Origin of the sequence: Bradyrhizobium sp. USDA 241, assembly GCF_049739505.1 — a bacterium.
Lineage (GTDB): Bacteria > Pseudomonadota > Alphaproteobacteria > Rhizobiales > Xanthobacteraceae > Bradyrhizobium > Bradyrhizobium liaoningense.
Genome location: NZ_JBMGPZ010000004.1, coordinates 1,249,997 through 1,264,592 on the forward strand (window position 1 = coordinate 1,249,997; position 14,596 = coordinate 1,264,592).

Genomic DNA, 14,596 nt, shown 5'->3' on the forward strand with positions numbered 1-14,596 from the left:
GAAAGAGCGAGCTACTTGTCCGCCCGCTGCTGCTTCCGCGCCAGCAGCTGCCGCAACGCGGTGACCTTGGCTGCCGCCTGATCGGGCGGCAGATCGGCCTTCACGATGGCCTCGGCCTCGGCCTGCTTTCCTTCCAGCCCCAGCACGAGCGCAAGATTGGCGCGCACGCGGGAATCGGCGGGATTGCGCTCATGCGCGCGACGCAAGGTTTCCGCGGCCCGCGGCAGATTGTTCTGGAGCATGTAGGACAGGCCGAGATTGGACAGCACCTGCGGCTCGTCGGGCACGATCTACAAGGCGCTGGCGTAATATTGCTGCGCCTCCTCGTTGCGGCCGAGCTGATCGAGCGCCGCGCCCTGCGCCGACAGGATGCGCCAGTCCGGATGCTCAGGCGTATGCGCACGGCCGAGGACGTCGAACGCCTGCTGGAAATTGCCGTTGTCGGCGAGCGCGCGGCCATAGCCGGCGAGCAGCGCCTTGTTGCTGGGATGGCCGAGCACGGCCTGCTCCAGCACTGCGACGGCCTGCGCGCGCTGACCGGTCTCGCGCAGCGCCTTGCCATAGGCGAGCGCAACGCCGGGATCGCCGGGCCTGGCGCGATAGCGCTCGCGAAGCGCGTCCATATCCGGTTTGGCCTCGGCCTTGCCGGCCGGCTCCGACCTGACGCCGAGCGCGCCGGTGACATCCTCGATGCCATTGGTTTGACAACCGCCGAGGCCGAGCACCAGGAGCGCGGGAAGCAGGAATCTCGCCGGGGAGGCGAGGGACGAACGCTTGGACATACTCTGATCACTCGGCAACTGATCAGAGATGCTGACCCATTAACGCTAAAGTCCCGTTAAGGGACGCGGGTCGCTCTATCCTTTGCGCATGATCTTTTCGGAAAGCCGCTGCGCAGCTTTTCCGGATCACCCTAGTCGACGAATTCGGCGCCGAACTCGCAGCCGATGCGCCAGCGCAGGCGGCATTGGCGGGAATAGTCGGGCGCGAAGATGATGGTGAATTGCGGCGGCACTTCCAGGAATTCCGCCACCACCTTCACACCCCCATCCGAAATATCCGTGATCGTGCAGTCCCGCGGCAGCGAGCCCGCGCCAAAATGAATCTTGGCGAGCCGGCTGCACACCCGACGTTCGCTTCTCCGGCGATTTGCAAGCATTTGAACTGTTCACCCGTTAGACCACGGCCCATCCCGCAGGCCCAGGAGTAACGGACATTCGTTGGAATGTGCTGAGGACAGAAGCGAGCATTCGAGACGTAGTCTCCGCGTCGCGTTTACGACTGGTTAGGGTCTGCGCAGGCGTCGGGCAGTGTTCCCGTATTGTTCTTGCGGAAACAGCCGCCCTCTGCTACCCTCGATTGAGCAAAGGGGCAGGCTGGTTCGAGCATGGTTCAGCGGGTTTCTACCGTCGCCTTTGAGGGGATCGAGGCCCGTGCGGTCGATGTGCAGGTGCAGGTCGCCCCTGGCCTGCCGGCCTTCGCCATCGTCGGCCTTCCGGACAAGGCGGCGTCGGAGGCGCGCGAGCGGGTGCGCTCGGCGCTGATCGCCTCGGGGCTGGCGCTGCCGGCGCGGCGGATCATCGTCAATCTGGCACCGGCCGACCTGCCGAAGGAAGGCAGCCATTACGACCTGCCGATCGCGCTCGGGCTGATGGCGGCGATCGGCGCGATCCCGCCGGATGCGCTGACCGGCATCACCGTTCTCGGCGAGCTCGGCCTCGACGGCTCGATCGCCCCGGTGGCCGGCGTTCTTCCCGCCGCGATCGGCGCCAATGCGCGCGAGGAAGGGCTGATCTGCCCGGCGGCCTGCGGCTCCGAAGCGGCCTGGGCGAGCCCGGACATCCAGATCGTCGCGGCGAGTTCGCTGATCCAGATCGCCAACCATTTCAAGGGCACGCAGGTGCTGTCGCGGCCCTCGCCGAAGGTGCACGAGGCCGCCGCCTCCACGCTCGACCTGCGCGACATCAAGGGCCAGGAGAGCGCCAAGCGCGCGCTGGAGATCGCAGCCGCCGGCGGGCATCACCTGCTCATGTGATCTTCCCAATGCCCAAAGTGGGCGCTATAGGGAAGACCAGACATGAACCGCATCACCACCGCAGCCATCAAGTTCAGTTGGGCCGTACAGATCCCAGGGGAGCGCAAGCAAGCCCTTGGGGAACGCGTGGAGGCGTGGGCGCACCGCTTAGCCGTCCGGTGGGGTTGCGTCGATACCGTACTCGCCACGGTCACACGCGAAGCTCTGAGCCGCTGAGGGAAGCCCATGGACACGCAGCGGCTCCCGAGGGCGTACAGCTACGTTCGGTTCAGCACACCTGAGCAGGCCAAGGGCCATTCGCTCCAGCGTCAGACCGATGCAGCGCGGGCGTGGGCCGCTGCAACCAAGGTCACCTTGGATGACGAGCTGACTTTTCAAGATAAGGGCGTCTCGGGCTTCACAGGGGCCAATAGAGAGACCGGGGAACTCGGGGTGTTCCTTGAGCGCGTCAAGGACGGGACGATACCGCACGGCTCTTGGCTCTTGGTCGAGAGCCTTGACCGCATCAGCAGGCAAGCAGCGCGACGGGCGGTGCGGGTCATTGAAGACATCATCGAGCATGGGATCACCGTTGTGGACCTGTCCGATGGAGGACGGGAGTACAGCGCCGAGACGCTCGAAAAGGACCCGTTCCTCTTCATGATGATGGTGCTCAAATTCATCCGCGCCAACGAAGAGAGCGCCACCAAGGGCGTTCGTGTGGCCAAGGCGCACGCCGCCAGACGGGAGAAGTTCAGGGGGCAGGAGAAGCTCACCAAGCCCTACACCCTGAAGCTCCCCGCGTGGATCCGCTGGAACACCCAGACAGCAAGCTATGAGCTGATTGAACACCGAGCGAAGTTGCTGCGGTGGATGTTCGAGATGTCTGACGACGGAACGGGGGCTCACAGCATCGCTGCGCACCTCAACGATACCAAGGAGGACACATGGGGCGCGGGGAAGTGGAAGGCCAAGTATTGGCACCGCTCCTACATCCGCAAGCTCCTGACCAACAAGGCCGCCATTGGGGTCTTTGTGCCGCACACGGTGCGGAAGATTGATGGCAAGCGCTGCGGATTTCACGGATCGTGAGCATCGATTTCGCGCGATCGTGAGCACTGAATTCAGACGATCGTGAGCAGCCCGCTACGGCCGATGGGAGATAGAGTCAGTGTTCTGGTTGGCCGTCAAGGGTGATGGTTTTGGCGCTGCGTTTTCGCATGCTTTCTCCGGTGAGCTGGAGGCGGTGGGCGTTGTGGACGAGGCGATCGAGAATGGCGTCGGCGACCGTGGGGTCCCCAATGGCTCCATGCCAGGTGTCCACGGGGAGCTGACTTGTGACGATGGTGGATGCGCGGCCATGGCGGTCCTCGAGGATTTCGAGCAGATCGCGGCGTTCCGCGGCGGTGAGCACCGATAGTCCCCAATCATCCAAAATCAGAAGCTGAGCGCGGCCGAGGCTTTTGAGGAGCCGGGCGTAACGTCCGTCTCCGCGCGCGAGCGCGAGCGCCTCGAACAGCCTTGGAACGCGATGATAGAGGACTGATCGGTTGTCGCGGCAGGCCTTGTGGCCGAGCGCGCAGGCTAACCAACTTTTGCCCAGGCCGGTTGCCCCGGTGACGAGCAAATTCTCGTGGCGATCGATCCAGCGACCTTCGACGAGTTTGGCGAAAACGGCGCGGTCGATGCCCCGCGGGGTGCGCAGATCGACGTCCTCGACGCAAGCAGTCTGGCGCAGTGCGGCGATCTTGAGGCGCGTGGTGAGCCGCCTGGTGTCGCGTTCGGCGGCTTCGCGGTCGACCAACAGGCCGATGCGATCTTCGAACGGCAGGGCTTCGAGATCGGGCGATCGGCGCTGCTCCTCGAAGGCCTTGGCCATTCCGGTCAGGCCAAGCTCGATCAGCCGTTCGTGGGTTGGGTGGTTAAGCATGCCGGGTCTCTCCTTGCTTCAGTGGAAGTAGTCGCGTCCGCGGATGTTGCCGTGGCGCAGGGGCTGGTGCTCGAAAGATTCGTCGAAGAACGTGCGATCGAGGCCGTTCTGGAGGATCGATCTAATCGAGGCGACGGAGCGCGCCTTGATGAGGATGCCCCTCCGGCAGGCTGCGTCGAGGCGTTCGGCGCCGTAGCTTTTGACGAGCGCCAGAATGCCAAGGCAGGTTCGAAAGCCTTGTTCTGGATGGGGGCGGGCGTCGATCACGGCCTGGAAAAACGCTGCTGTCGAAGGACCGATCCGCTCGCCGGCGGCGATCACCGCGGCGGGGGTCCATTTGCCGTAGCGGCGATGGGCGCTGGGCATGTGGTCGGCGATGGTGGTGTGTCCGCGTCGGTTGGGCGCGCGGGCATGGCTGGCGATCCGCTGGCCCTTGTGGAAGATCTCGACCGTCCGATCGTCGATACGGGCATCGACCAGCTCGCCAATCAGACGATACGGCGCGGAGTACCAATGGCCGTCGACCTCGACATGATAATCGGGAGCGAGGCGGCAGCGCTTCCAGCGTGCGAAGGCATAAGGCTGATCTGGCAGCGGGGTTAGCTTGGGTTTGTCGAGTTCGGCAAACAGTTCGGCGCGGCTTGAGCCGAAGCCACGCATTTGACGAGCATTGAGTTCGTCGACGAGTGTCTTGATGGCGGCGTTGAGCTCGGCCCGGGAAAAGAAGCGCTGATTGCGCAGCCGGGCCAGAATCCAGCGCTGGGCGATTTGCACCGCGACCTCGACCTTCGCCTTGTCTTTTGGGCGCCGCGGCCGTGCGGCGAGAATGGCCGTGCCGTAATGGCTCGCCATCTCGGCATAAGTGCGATTGAGGCCGGGATCGTAGCGGTCGGGGTTGCTGACGGCGGCTTTGAGGTTGTCGCAGACCACAGAGCTGGCCCCGGTTGTTTGGACAGCGCCCCGCTGGATTTAAGTGGATTCCTGCCGGGTTATGCTGAACGCGGGGCTTTACGGTTTTGTCGTTGCGTCGGGAGGGCGTAGCCCGACCAGAGCGACGACAAAAACCGTCGGCGACGGCCATGCGGCCATCACCATAGCTTGCGTGCCGAAGTAAGCCTCGTCGGGCGTGCGCCCGTCAAGGCTCGAGTGAGGGCGTCCCTGATTGTAGAAGGCCAGATACTTGGCAATTGACGCTCGCGCCTCGGACACGCTGTCGTAGGCGCGGAGATATACTTCTTCGTATTTGACCGTGCGCCAGAGCCGCTCGACAAACACGTTGTCGCGCCAGGCGCCCTTGCCGTCCATGCTGATGGCGATCTTCGCGTCCAGCAGCACATCGGTGAACTCGAGGCTGGTGAACTGGCTGCCCTGATCCGTGTTGAAAATCTCGGGCCTGCCGTGCTTCGCCAACGCCTCCTGGACCGCTTCGACGCAGAAGGCCGCCTCCATTGTGATCGAGACGCGATGGGCCAGGACCCGTCGGCTGAACACATCGACGACCGCCGCGAGATAGACGAAGCCACGCCGCATCGGAATGTAGGTGATGTCCATTGCCCACGCATGGTCGGGCCGCTCGATCTTCAATCCGCGCAACAGGTACGGGTAGATCTTGTGACCCGGAGCCGGCTTGCTCGTGTTCGGGCGACGATAGACCGCCTCGATCCCCATGCGCTTCATCAGCGTCGCGATGTGGCGGCGACCGGCGTATACGCCCTCCCGCCGCAGCAACGATCGCAGCATACGCGCTCCCGCGAAGGGATAATCGAGATGCAGCTCATCGAGCCGACGCATCAAGGCAAGGTCCTCGGCCGAAACTGGCCGAGGTTCATAGTAGACCGTGCTGCGAGCCAGCTTCAGGACCTTCGCCTGGCGCACGATAGAAAGATCATGATCGCGGTCGATCATCGCTTTGCGCTCAGCAGGCCCGCCTTGGTGAGCGCGCCGGACAAAAAATCGTTTTCCAACGCCAGCTCGCCGATCTTGGCATGTAACGCCTTCAAATCGACCGGCGTCTCGGCCGATGTCTTGTCATGCCCAAACACGCCGGCGGCGCCTTCCAGGAGCTGGTTTTTCCAGATCGTGATCTGGTTCGGATGAACATCAAACAGTTGCGCCAGCTCCGCCAGTGTCTTGTCGCCTTTGACCGCAGCCAAAGCAACCTTCGCCTTGAATGCCGGAGAATGCGTCCGGCGGCTCTTCTTCGTCATCTTCGCTCCTGATTCGCAGCAAGAATCCTCGCCGCTGTCAGGCAGAAAATCCACTCAAGCTACTGTCCGAATTTGCGGGGCCAGCTCTCATTTCCGAGGTGGCTCGACGCAACGGGGTGAACCGGGGACTGCTCAGTGTGTGGCGGCGCCAGGCGCGGCTCGCGTCGAGCGAAGCGCCGCAGTTCGTGCAAGTCAGGCTCCAGGCCGCCGTCGAGGCGCAGCCGAACGCGATCGATAAGGCGCATGTTCTGACGGATCCGGCCGAGCGGATCGAGGTGATGATCGCGGGCGCGACGGTGCGCGTGCCCGTCGGCGTCGACGCCGCGACGCTGGAGCGCGTGCTGGCGGCGGTGAGATCGACGCGATGATCTCTTTCGGTCCAATGGTCCGTGTGTTCGTCGCGACGCAGCCGATTGACTTTCGTAAAGGCGTTCATGGCCTTGTCGCGCTGGTAGCGGAGGGATTAGGCGGCAAGCCCTACAGCGGTGACGTTTATGTCTTCCGATCGAAGCGATCGGATCGTTTGAAGCTACTGGTTTTTGACGGCTCGGGAATGGTTCTAGCGACGAAGTGGCTGGAGAATGGGGGCTTTGCCTGGCCACCTGTTCGCGAGGGTACGATGCCGGTGACGGGGGCGCAACTGGCGATGCTGATTGAAGGTCTTGCGGAGTGGTCGCGTGTGGTCCCGAAGGTGACGAAGCGGCCGACGAAGGTTGCCTGAAGCGTCTTGTTTTGCTGGCGATTGCGAGTGCGTTCGTGTAGCTCTGCGATATGGCGCTTCGCCCCGAAGATCTCCCCTCTGACCCTGCGGCTCTTGCCGAGATGGTGCTGGCTTTCGAAGGCGAGAACGATGATCTGCGCGCAGAGATCGCCACGTTGAAGAGCCTGATCTTCGGCGCACGATCGGAGCGCGCGGCGATCGTCTGCGCCGAACAGATCGCGTTTGATCTGGAACGGACCGCCGGCTCACAGCTCCCGGCCAATGACGACAAACCGGACGCGCCGCGGCCGGAGCGGCGCAAAGCGAAGCGCAACATCGGCGCGCTGCCGGCGCATCTGCCTCGGGTCGAGCGGGTGATCGAGCCGGCGTCCACGCTGTGCCCGTGCTGCACGGGTCAGATGCATCGGATCGGCGAGGAGAGCAGCGAAGCGCTCGATCGGGTTCCCGCGTGGCTGCGCGTGCTCCGCACGATCCGTCCAAAATACGCCTGCCGCTCCTGTGAGGGCCCGATTGTCCAGGCCCCGGCACCGGCGCGGCGCGGCTCGTCGAGGGCGGCATGGCAACGACGGCGCTGATCGCGCATATCGCCGCGGCCAAATATGCCTGGCAATCGACGCTCTATCGCCAGACGCAGATCCTGGCGGGTCAGGGTGTCGTCGTCGACCGTCAGACGCTGGCGCGCTGGATGGGGAGCGCGGCGTGGCTGGTCAGGGGCCTCTACGATCTGCAACTGAAGACTATGCACGGCTTCGAGCGGCTGTTCTGCGACGAGACGCCGATGCCAGTGCTCGATCCGGGACGCGGCCGCACGAGGATCTGCCAGTTCTGGGCGCACGCGACGGACGATCGGGCGTGGAAGGGGCCGGCGCCGCCGGCGGTCGCCTACGTGTTCGCAGGTGGTCGCGGCAAAAAGGAGATCGTGGCGCAGTTAGCCGGCTTCGAAGGCGTGCTGCAAGTCGACGGCTATGCCGCCTACGCCTCGCTGGCGGGCGATGCGATGATGTCGGGCCAGATCCAGCTGGCGTATTGTCTCGTTCACGCGCGCCGCAACTTCGTGAGGGTGCACAAGACGACGAACTCACCCTTCGCCGCGGAGGTCATCGAGCGCATTGCGGCCGTCTACGCGATCGAGGAGAGGATCCGCGGTCTCGATGCTGGGGAACGCCGCGCGACGCGACAGGCCGAGACGAAGCCGCTGATGGAGGCGTTGAGGGCCCGTCTGATCGCGGTGAAGGACGGGATCTCCCGCCGCTCGACGCTCATCAAGGCGATCGACTACATGCTCGAACGCTGGCAGGGCCTGACGACGTTCCTGGATGACGGGCGGCTCGAGCCGGACACCAACACGGTCGAACGATCGATCAGGCCAATTGCGATCGGAAAAAAGAACTCGTTGTTCAGTGGTGACGAAGGCGGGGGCGAGACCTGGGCGATACTCGCTTCGCTTCTTAACACAGCGAAATTGAATGGCCTCGACCCCGAGGCGTATCTCGTCGACGTTCTCGATCGCATGGTGAGCGGCGCCACGAAGACCAACCAGCTTCACGAACTTCTGGCCTGGAACTGGAAGGCCGCACGCGAAGCCGAAAAGCGGGCCGTGGCATGACGAAGCCGAAGCAAGGGCGGGGAACGCGAAAAGCACGCAAGACGACGATGGCGGACTATGCCATGTCGTTCGAACGGCTCGGGCAATGGATCAGCAAGCGCGCCAGGTCGCCGACGCTTCGGCATCCGCGGGCGACGTCGCTCTCCATGCTCGATGGCGCGGTGGCCGCGGTCGTCGCCGGGCCGGTCTCGATGGCGTCCGAGGAATGGGTGTGCCCGCTCCTCGGCGTAGATCCCGACGCCTTCAATCACGACACCGAGGAGTTCTCGGCAATCGCCGCCACGCTGATGCGCCACAACGCTATCAGCGAGACGCTGTCGACGAGACCGGAGAGCTTCGAGCCGCTGTTCGTGCGATCACCGGACGGCGAAGTCGACCCGCAGCCCTGGTGCATGGGCTTCTACGCCGTCATGAAGCTTCGGCTTCTCGTCTGGTCGCGGCTTCTCCCCCCGAATGGAACCGAACACCTTATGCTGCGGCCGATCTTGGTCCATTGCATCGACGACGCCGGTCGACCCTTGCTACCCCCGGCCCGGCGCACGCTGGGAACGCAGCCCATCATCCAAAACGCCTGGCGCAACATTCCAGCAACCGTCGAGGCCCTCCGGCAGTTCTGGATGCCTATACGCTTCAAGCGCGGTGCGTAGGCCGTCCGCACCAAGTCCGTGGCTCCGTGGGCCTCTCGTACCGTTTACGATCCATCCGGGGCGGGCTCTCCGCCATCAGAACGGCAGGAGCCGCATCGACCAGAGCATCGGCGGAAACAACCAGCCAAGGAACACGTCAAGGCGGCCCTGAAATCCGGCCGGGGCTTGAGGCCAAAAAGGGTACCCGCCGAACGAGGCTCAGCGATAGGAGACCCGCTGCACTACGAGAGGGATCCACCGCGGCGATTAATGGGCGGATCCTGCGGCAGCGCGGCCCTTTGCGACGCCGGCCACGTATGCCGTTATGTGATTGAAAAACGCGTTGCTCTTTAGCAGCACGGGCCAGCTCTTATCGGCCTTGTCTTTGTTGTTCTTGGCAAAGTCGATGATATGGAGCAAGTGCGCGCGAATTAGCTCGTCTGCCTCCATGCTCACGATTTTAGAGATGTCCTTTAGAGCCGTCTTTCTAATCTCAACTAGCCCGTCCTATTCGTGAGAGTGCGGCTTTTGGGCCCGATTGATGCGGCCGCACATCTTGTCTGACGAGGCGCACAGGATTGCCTTCGGCTTTTCGCCGCCTGACGACCGGTACTTTGCAACGCGCTTGAGGGATGGGTTGGGCGAACGGGGGCGGACGCCCCGCCGGTCAAGGACCGAGCGGCAGCAGCGCGCCGGGCAAGCCGCAGATCAGGTCGGCTTCGGGACATGCCGCGGCAAACGCAAGGCGAATGCGGCTCGTGGTCTCGACGACACGGGCGGCGATTTTCAAGAGCCGAAGACGCAGCGTCGCGAACTCGGCAGCGGCCAATTCCCGGGCTTTGGGAATGGCGTCGCGCACGGTCAGCATCAGCCAATAAGCGGCCGTATGGAGCACGAGACGGACCTGGTTGGCGAGCGCCGAACGGCAGCTGGTGCGATCGGAGGCGAGCTGCGTCTTATGCAGCTTGATCAGATTCTCGGCTTGGCCGCGCGCGCAATACAGGCTGTCGTAGATCCACTCGGCCGAGCCGACATCGAGGCTGGTGACGACGAAGCGGATGTCGAGGCCGAGCATCGTCGCCTCAATACGGGCGACAGTGCGCCGTTCGCGATCCCAGGACTTTGCCTTGTGGCGCGTCTCGGTATAGCCACGCAGAACCGGCAGGTTCTCGATGGCGCGTCGCGTGCGGATGTCGTCGGCGACCTCGTCGACTTTTCTGGCGAGAGGCTTGGTGCCGGACAGACCGAAGATGTAGTCGATGCCGTTGGTCTCGCACCACGCCATTGCCTCCGGCCGGGCATAGTGCCCGTCGCCACGGAACGTAATTTGCGTGTTGTGCCATCGCGTCCGGATATGCCGTACCAGGCGGCGCAGATGGGCACGCACCTCGACGCCGCCCGGCGTCTTGCCGGGCCGCAGCACGACGGCCACGGGCCGGCTCTTCTCCGTGTCGTAGACGTGGATCGGCAGGAAGCAGCGTTCGTCATAATGAGCGTTGAACAGCGAGAGCTGCTGATGGCCGTGGACGACGTCGCAGGTATCATCGATGTCGAGCGTGACGGATGCCGGCTCGCGCGGGTAGCTATCCATCCATGCGTCGACCAAAGTGTAGGTCAGCCGGATCACGTCGCGCAGGCGCGGAGCATTCTCCAGCCGCGACAGCGTCGGCTGGGAACACAAATCCCGGCCCGTGTCCGGTAGGCGACCGCAGGCCAGTTTGAATGCCGGATCGGACCTCAGATGATCGAGGTCGTCGGCGTCCTCGTAGCCGCAGCAGATCGCGAACATGCGAGCGCGGAACATATCGACCAGGCTGTGCACGACCCGCGTCGGATCGCGCCGATCCGGGAACACCCGGGCCAGATTGTTGGCCAAACCGAGACGCCGCTCGGCCATCGCCAGAAGCATCACGCCCCCGTTCGAGGTTAGGCGCCCACCATCGAAGGCAGCTGTGACTTTCTTGGCGTGAACGGCTGGAAACGAGAAGGGCGGAATCGTATCGTCGGTCATGGCGGGCGTGGCGTTCGCGGTTGGAGGTGATGGGGTTGGCTTCGCAACCGAATCCTACGCCGCATCAGCGCTTTACCCCTCAGGCGCACTCTTACGAATAAGACGGGTTAAGTTGAAGAAAGATTGAGTGACTCCCGATCATTTCTGTGCCGAAACGTGGAGTCGCGGTCGTGCCGCGTCCAAAGAAACCGGCGCGAGCGGCCTATTAGACGCGGTAGGTGCTCAGCCTCCGAAACGAGACTATCAAGCATGAAGAGATCGAGCGCGAGGCAGAGGTTTTATTTGTGTTGAATTCTTGCTTCTCGATAGTGGTCTGAAATCGTATCATCGGTCATGGCGGGCGTGGCGTTCGCGGTTGAAGGTGATGGGGTGGCTTCGCAACCGAATCCTACGCCGCATCAGCGCTTTACACCACGCTCGCCAGCCTCTCAGGCGCCCTCTCGCGAATAAGACGGGCTAGTTCCCTGTAGATTGTGCCGCAGATGAACAACGAGCATTGCGGGATCACTTGGTGCATCACGTCGCTGTGTTTCTGCGCTAGAGGCTCTCCTAGAATGGGTTCATAAACAGTCTTCAAGTTAGTCGAAGCCTGCGCTTTCCGCCTGATTGCGGTGAACCGCTTCACAAAATCGTCAAGCCTTTGCTTCAGGTCGTGAGCGATCACGATTTTCTCTGCGGTCATGTCACCGGAAAAGATGCGCTCGTAGTAACCGCCATCTTCGACCGAGAGGAAAATCTTCTTCACGTTCTTCTTCGCGATTTCCGGCTGGCCGTAAAATGTAGCGGTGTAGGCTTGCGCGCCGTCCTTTAGGCGAATGATGCGGCCGTCAAGATGATGGCCAATACGCCGCTCAAGAGCCACCCGCTCGGTGTCCGTCAAGCTAGTCAGTTCTCCCTCTCGCCGTTCCAGCAACCACCCAAGCGAGGCAAGCGCATGATCTAGGGTCCAGACTCAATTGAGCCAATATGCGACGAGAGCGGCGAGATGAACAGCGGCCAAAAAATTACGGGCGAGCTTGTCATATCGCGTGGCGATGCGCCGGAAGTCCTTGAGCCTGCAAAAGCAGCGTTCGATGACATTTCGTCCTTTGTAGGCGCGTTTGTTGAAGCGATGGATGACGACACGGTTAGATTTATTGGGGATTACGGGCTTGGCGCCACGACGAATGATTTCGCCGCGAAGCTTGTCGCCATCATACCCTTTGTCGGCGAGGAGCACGCTCATGGGTGGCGCGAGCGCCAGGACATCGGGAGCCGCAGCGATATCGGCATCCTGGCCTGGAGTCAGATGCAGGACGACCGGCCGGCAGAGCGGATCGCTCAGCGCATGGATTTTTGTCGTGCGGCCTCCGCGCGAGCGGCCGATTGCTTGATTGTGCTCCCCCCTTTTCCGCCGGAGGCACACCGGTGAGCTTTAATCGAGGTCGAGTCGAGCGACAGTACGACGCCGTCTTCGCCAGGCTTGGCCAGCGCTTCGAAGATTGCGCACCATCGTCCTCGCTTGGCCCAGCGATTGAAGCGATTGTAGATCGTCGTGTAAGGGCCGTATTCACGTGGACAATCACGCCATCGTGCACCCGATTGCAGCATGTGAATGATGCCGCTGACGATGCGTCGGTCGTCGTCCCGATCCGGCCCCGTCAGTCCCCTCGGCAGATGCGGTTCGATACGCGCCCATTGCCTGTCGTTCAGCCAAAACAAACCAGCGCGCATTCTCTCGCCCCCGAATCAACACGTAGGCAAGAGAATCACGTGGCGCTATTTAGGTACAGACCCTAGTTGAACGACGCGCTGATCGTTCGACCGCAGGAAGCCGGTGCCAACTTGGTTTTGGTTGTTTTGATTGACTGCGACATCGTTAGCGAAGTCCTTGTGACCACTTGACGTAATTGCTCTCGCTGGAACGATAACGTCTGACTTCAGCTTCCTTTTTTCGAGGGCTCGATGCAGCGCACGGATCGTTTGGCCACCGTTTACGACCTGAGCCCTCTCCAAGGTCAAGGTCTTTTGGAAAACGTCATAGAACGCTTTCTCACACAGGAACGTCACACCATTATTGAAGTGAAGGAAGTTAACAGAACCATCGCCCGTACACGAGCTATGGCGGAATCTGGGTGATGACGGTGTGAGGAAGGCGGCGTATCGAGGCGGGTGACGAGCCTGCCAGAACCTCTCGAGGAGAGCGATACGCCATGACCGAGACTACCAATGTTCTTGCTTTCCGTCAGCCGTCCGCGGTTGATGATCCACTGACCGATATCGTTCGTGCCGGCGCGCGGGACCTGCTTGCCAGGGCGATCGAGATCGAGGTTGGCGCGTTTCTGGCCAGCACGGCCAATCTGACGCTGCCCGACGGTCGAGCGCGCCTGGTCCGACATGGGCACGGTCCGGTGCGCGAGATTGCGACCGGCATCGGTCCGGTGGAGGTCGCTCGTCCCAAGGTCCGCGACCGCGGAGCGAGCGGGCCAGGCGACCGCCTCCGCTTCAGTTCGGCAATCCTGCCGCTATGGGCGCGGCGGACGAAGAGCCTGGATGCCTTGATCCCGGTCCTCTATTTGCGCGGCATCTCGACCGGCGACTTCCAGGAGGCGCTCTCGGCGCTGCTCGGCAAGGATGCGCCGAACCTGTCGCCTTCGGTGATCGCCGGCCTGAAGGCCGATTGGCAGGTCGAGTACGAACGCTGGCAGAGACGCGATCTGTCGGCGCGTCGCTATGTCTACATCTGGGCCGATGGCGTGTACCTGCAGGCCCGCATGGAAGATCACAGCGAATGCATGCTGGTGCTGATTGGCACCACGCCGGAAGGCAAGAAGGAGCTGATCGGCTTCCAGGTCGGCGTGCGCGAGAGCGCGCAGAGCTGGCGCGAACTCCTGATCGACCTGCGGCAACGCGGGTTACGGATTGCCCCGCAACTCGCCATCGGCGACGGCGCCCTCGGCTTCTGGAAGGCACTGGACGAGGCCTTTCCCGGCACGCGGCACCAACGATGCTGGTGCCATAAAGTGAGCAACGTACTCGACAAGGTCGCCAAATCCGTGCAGGGCCCCATGAAGAACGACCTGCGGAACATCTATCTGGCCCCACACCGGGCCGAAGCTGAAACCGCGATCGACGTCTTCGTCGAGAAATACCACGTCAAATACGGACGTGCGGTGGAGTGCCTGATCAAGGATCGCCATGCGCTGCTCGCCTTCTTCGACTTCCCTGCTGAGCACTGGATCCACCTACGCAGCTCGAACCCGATCGAGAGCGTCTTCGCCACGGTGCGCCACCGAACGGTGCGGACCAAGGGATCGCTGTCGCAACAAACTGCGAAGCTGATGGTGTTCAAGCTCATCGACGCCGCATCGAAGACCTGGCGGCGATTGAAGAGCACGAACCAGTTGCCGAAAGTCATCGCCGGTGTAAAGTTCATCGACGGAATCGAAGTCATTCCGAACACTGAAAGCCACGCCGCCTGATCAGGCCGCGTCACCCAAAA

General features: G+C 62.7%; 13 protein-coding genes and 5 pseudogenes. 8 read left to right on the plus strand and 10 right to left on the minus strand.

Features of this window, described 5'->3' with window-relative positions:
- Positions 1-11: 11 nt before the first annotated feature.
- Together ABIF91_RS15700 and ABIF91_RS15705 are read right to left on the minus strand one after the other, a co-directional pair.
- Positions 12-782, minus strand: a pseudogene (locus ABIF91_RS15700) (tetratricopeptide repeat protein).
- A gap of 131 nt (positions 783-913) precedes the next feature.
- Positions 914-1,159 carry a PilZ domain-containing protein gene (locus ABIF91_RS15705; RefSeq protein ID WP_018644993.1) on the minus strand — a complete coding sequence of 82 codons (246 nt, stop codon included), beginning with the start codon at positions 1,157-1,159 and terminating at the stop codon, positions 914-916.
- Between the two features lie 228 nt (positions 1,160-1,387).
- On the opposite strand from ABIF91_RS15705, the pseudogene ABIF91_RS15710 reads away from it, so the two are divergent.
- From ABIF91_RS15710 to ABIF91_RS15720, 3 genes and pseudogenes are all read left to right on the plus strand, one after another.
- Positions 1,388-2,032 (plus strand): annotated as a pseudogene (locus ABIF91_RS15710) (magnesium chelatase domain-containing protein); the annotation flags it as partial.
- A gap of 45 nt (positions 2,033-2,077) precedes the next feature.
- On the plus strand, positions 2,078-2,251 hold the full coding sequence (locus tag ABIF91_RS15715; RefSeq protein WP_018644991.1) for a hypothetical protein: 174 nt from the start codon (positions 2,078-2,080) through the stop codon (positions 2,249-2,251).
- Positions 2,252-2,260: 9 nt separating this feature from the next.
- Complete coding sequence (locus ABIF91_RS15720) at positions 2,261-3,106, plus strand: recombinase family protein (protein ID WP_051393909.1); 846 nt, start codon at positions 2,261-2,263, stop codon at positions 3,104-3,106.
- A gap of 76 nt (positions 3,107-3,182) precedes the next feature.
- Here ABIF91_RS15720 and istB read toward each other — a convergent pair whose 3' ends face one another.
- The 3 genes and pseudogenes from istB to ABIF91_RS15735 all read right to left on the minus strand — a co-directional run.
- A complete protein-coding gene (gene istB / locus ABIF91_RS15725) occupies positions 3,183-3,944 on the minus strand; it encodes an IS21-like element ISFK1 family helper ATPase IstB (RefSeq protein ID WP_011090937.1) in 762 nt (253 codons plus the stop codon).
- A gap of 18 nt (positions 3,945-3,962) precedes the next feature.
- Positions 3,963-4,874: pseudogene (istA, locus tag ABIF91_RS15730) on the minus strand (IS21-like element ISFK1 family transposase); the annotation flags it as partial.
- 168 nt (positions 4,875-5,042) lie between these two features.
- Positions 5,043-6,151: pseudogene (locus ABIF91_RS15735) on the minus strand (IS3-like element ISRj2 family transposase); the annotation flags it as partial.
- Here ABIF91_RS15735 and ABIF91_RS15740 point away from each other — a divergent pair.
- From ABIF91_RS15740 to ABIF91_RS15755, 4 genes and pseudogenes are all read left to right on the plus strand, one after another.
- A complete protein-coding gene (locus ABIF91_RS15740) occupies positions 6,115-6,519 on the plus strand; it encodes a transposase (RefSeq protein ID WP_424579232.1) in 405 nt (134 codons plus the stop codon). The pseudogene ABIF91_RS15735 and the gene ABIF91_RS15740 sit on opposite strands and share 37 nt — an antisense overlap.
- Positions 6,516-6,872 (plus strand): IS66 family insertion sequence element accessory protein TnpB, encoded by a 357-nt coding sequence (gene tnpB / locus ABIF91_RS15745; protein WP_018273742.1) that lies wholly within the window; start codon positions 6,516-6,518, stop codon positions 6,870-6,872. Before ABIF91_RS15740 ends, tnpB begins: the two co-directional genes overlap by 4 nt.
- Before the next feature lie 50 nt (positions 6,873-6,922).
- A pseudogene (gene tnpC, locus ABIF91_RS15750) lies at positions 6,923-8,478 on the plus strand (IS66 family transposase).
- Positions 8,475-9,125, plus strand: coding sequence for a UPF0149 family protein (locus ABIF91_RS15755; protein ID WP_063712394.1), 651 nt, complete (start codon positions 8,475-8,477; stop codon positions 9,123-9,125). The pseudogene tnpC and the gene ABIF91_RS15755 overlap by 4 nt, the downstream one beginning before the upstream one ends.
- Before the next feature lie 246 nt (positions 9,126-9,371).
- On the opposite strand, the gene ABIF91_RS15760 is transcribed toward ABIF91_RS15755, so the two are convergent.
- From ABIF91_RS15760 to ABIF91_RS15780, 5 genes are all read right to left on the minus strand, one after another.
- Entirely contained in the window at positions 9,372-9,560 is a 189-nt protein-coding gene (locus tag ABIF91_RS15760) for a hypothetical protein (RefSeq protein ID WP_424579233.1), read from the minus strand.
- 211 nt (positions 9,561-9,771) lie between these two features.
- Positions 9,772-11,115, minus strand: a complete 1,344-nt coding sequence (locus ABIF91_RS15765; RefSeq protein WP_208086440.1) for an IS1380-like element ISBdi2 family transposase — start codon at positions 11,113-11,115, stop codon at positions 9,772-9,774.
- Between the two features lie 406 nt (positions 11,116-11,521).
- Complete coding sequence (locus ABIF91_RS15770) at positions 11,522-11,995, minus strand: hypothetical protein (RefSeq protein WP_424579234.1); 474 nt, start codon at positions 11,993-11,995, stop codon at positions 11,522-11,524.
- Positions 11,996-12,067: 72 nt separating this feature from the next.
- Positions 12,068-12,828, minus strand: a protein-coding gene (locus tag ABIF91_RS15775; RefSeq protein ID WP_110115998.1) for an IS5 family transposase whose coding sequence is annotated in 2 segments (ribosomal slippage) — positions 12,068-12,489 and positions 12,489-12,828 — 762 coding nt in all. Because the reading frame shifts where the segments join, the coding sequence is not laid out codon by codon here.
- A 45-nt stretch (positions 12,829-12,873) separates the two neighbouring features.
- A complete protein-coding gene (locus tag ABIF91_RS15780) occupies positions 12,874-13,164 on the minus strand; it encodes an AIPR family protein (protein WP_424579235.1) in 291 nt (96 codons plus the stop codon).
- Between the two features lie 143 nt (positions 13,165-13,307).
- On the opposite strand from ABIF91_RS15780, the gene ABIF91_RS15785 reads away from it, so the two are divergent.
- Positions 13,308-14,576 carry an IS256 family transposase gene (locus ABIF91_RS15785; RefSeq protein ID WP_038952271.1) on the plus strand — a complete coding sequence of 423 codons (1,269 nt, stop codon included), beginning with the start codon at positions 13,308-13,310 and terminating at the stop codon, positions 14,574-14,576.
- Positions 14,577-14,596: the final 20 nt, after the last annotated feature.

Bases quoted from the DNA above. Each gene is read 5' to 3' on its own strand.
- ABIF91_RS15785 (WP_038952271.1), top strand. From the start codon at position 13,308: ATGACCGAGACTACCAATGTTCTTGCTTTCCGTCAGCCGTCCGCGGTT.
- istB (WP_011090937.1), bottom strand. From the start codon at position 3,944: ATGCTTAACCACCCAACCCACGAACGGCTGATCGAGCTTGGCCTGACC.
- ABIF91_RS15765 (WP_208086440.1), bottom strand. From the start codon at position 11,115: ATGACCGACGATACGATTCCGCCCTTCTCGTTTCCAGCCGTTCACGCC.
- tnpB (WP_018273742.1), top strand. From the start codon at position 6,516: ATGATCTCTTTCGGTCCAATGGTCCGTGTGTTCGTCGCGACGCAGCCG.
- ABIF91_RS15755 (WP_063712394.1), top strand. From the start codon at position 8,475: ATGACGAAGCCGAAGCAAGGGCGGGGAACGCGAAAAGCACGCAAGACG.
- ABIF91_RS15740 (WP_424579232.1), top strand. From the start codon at position 6,115: ATGCCGGAGAATGCGTCCGGCGGCTCTTCTTCGTCATCTTCGCTCCTG.
- ABIF91_RS15705 (WP_018644993.1), bottom strand. From the start codon at position 1,159: ATGCTTGCAAATCGCCGGAGAAGCGAACGTCGGGTGTGCAGCCGGCTC.
- ABIF91_RS15715 (WP_018644991.1), top strand. From the start codon at position 2,078: ATGAACCGCATCACCACCGCAGCCATCAAGTTCAGTTGGGCCGTACAG.
- ABIF91_RS15720 (WP_051393909.1), top strand. From the start codon at position 2,261: ATGGACACGCAGCGGCTCCCGAGGGCGTACAGCTACGTTCGGTTCAGC.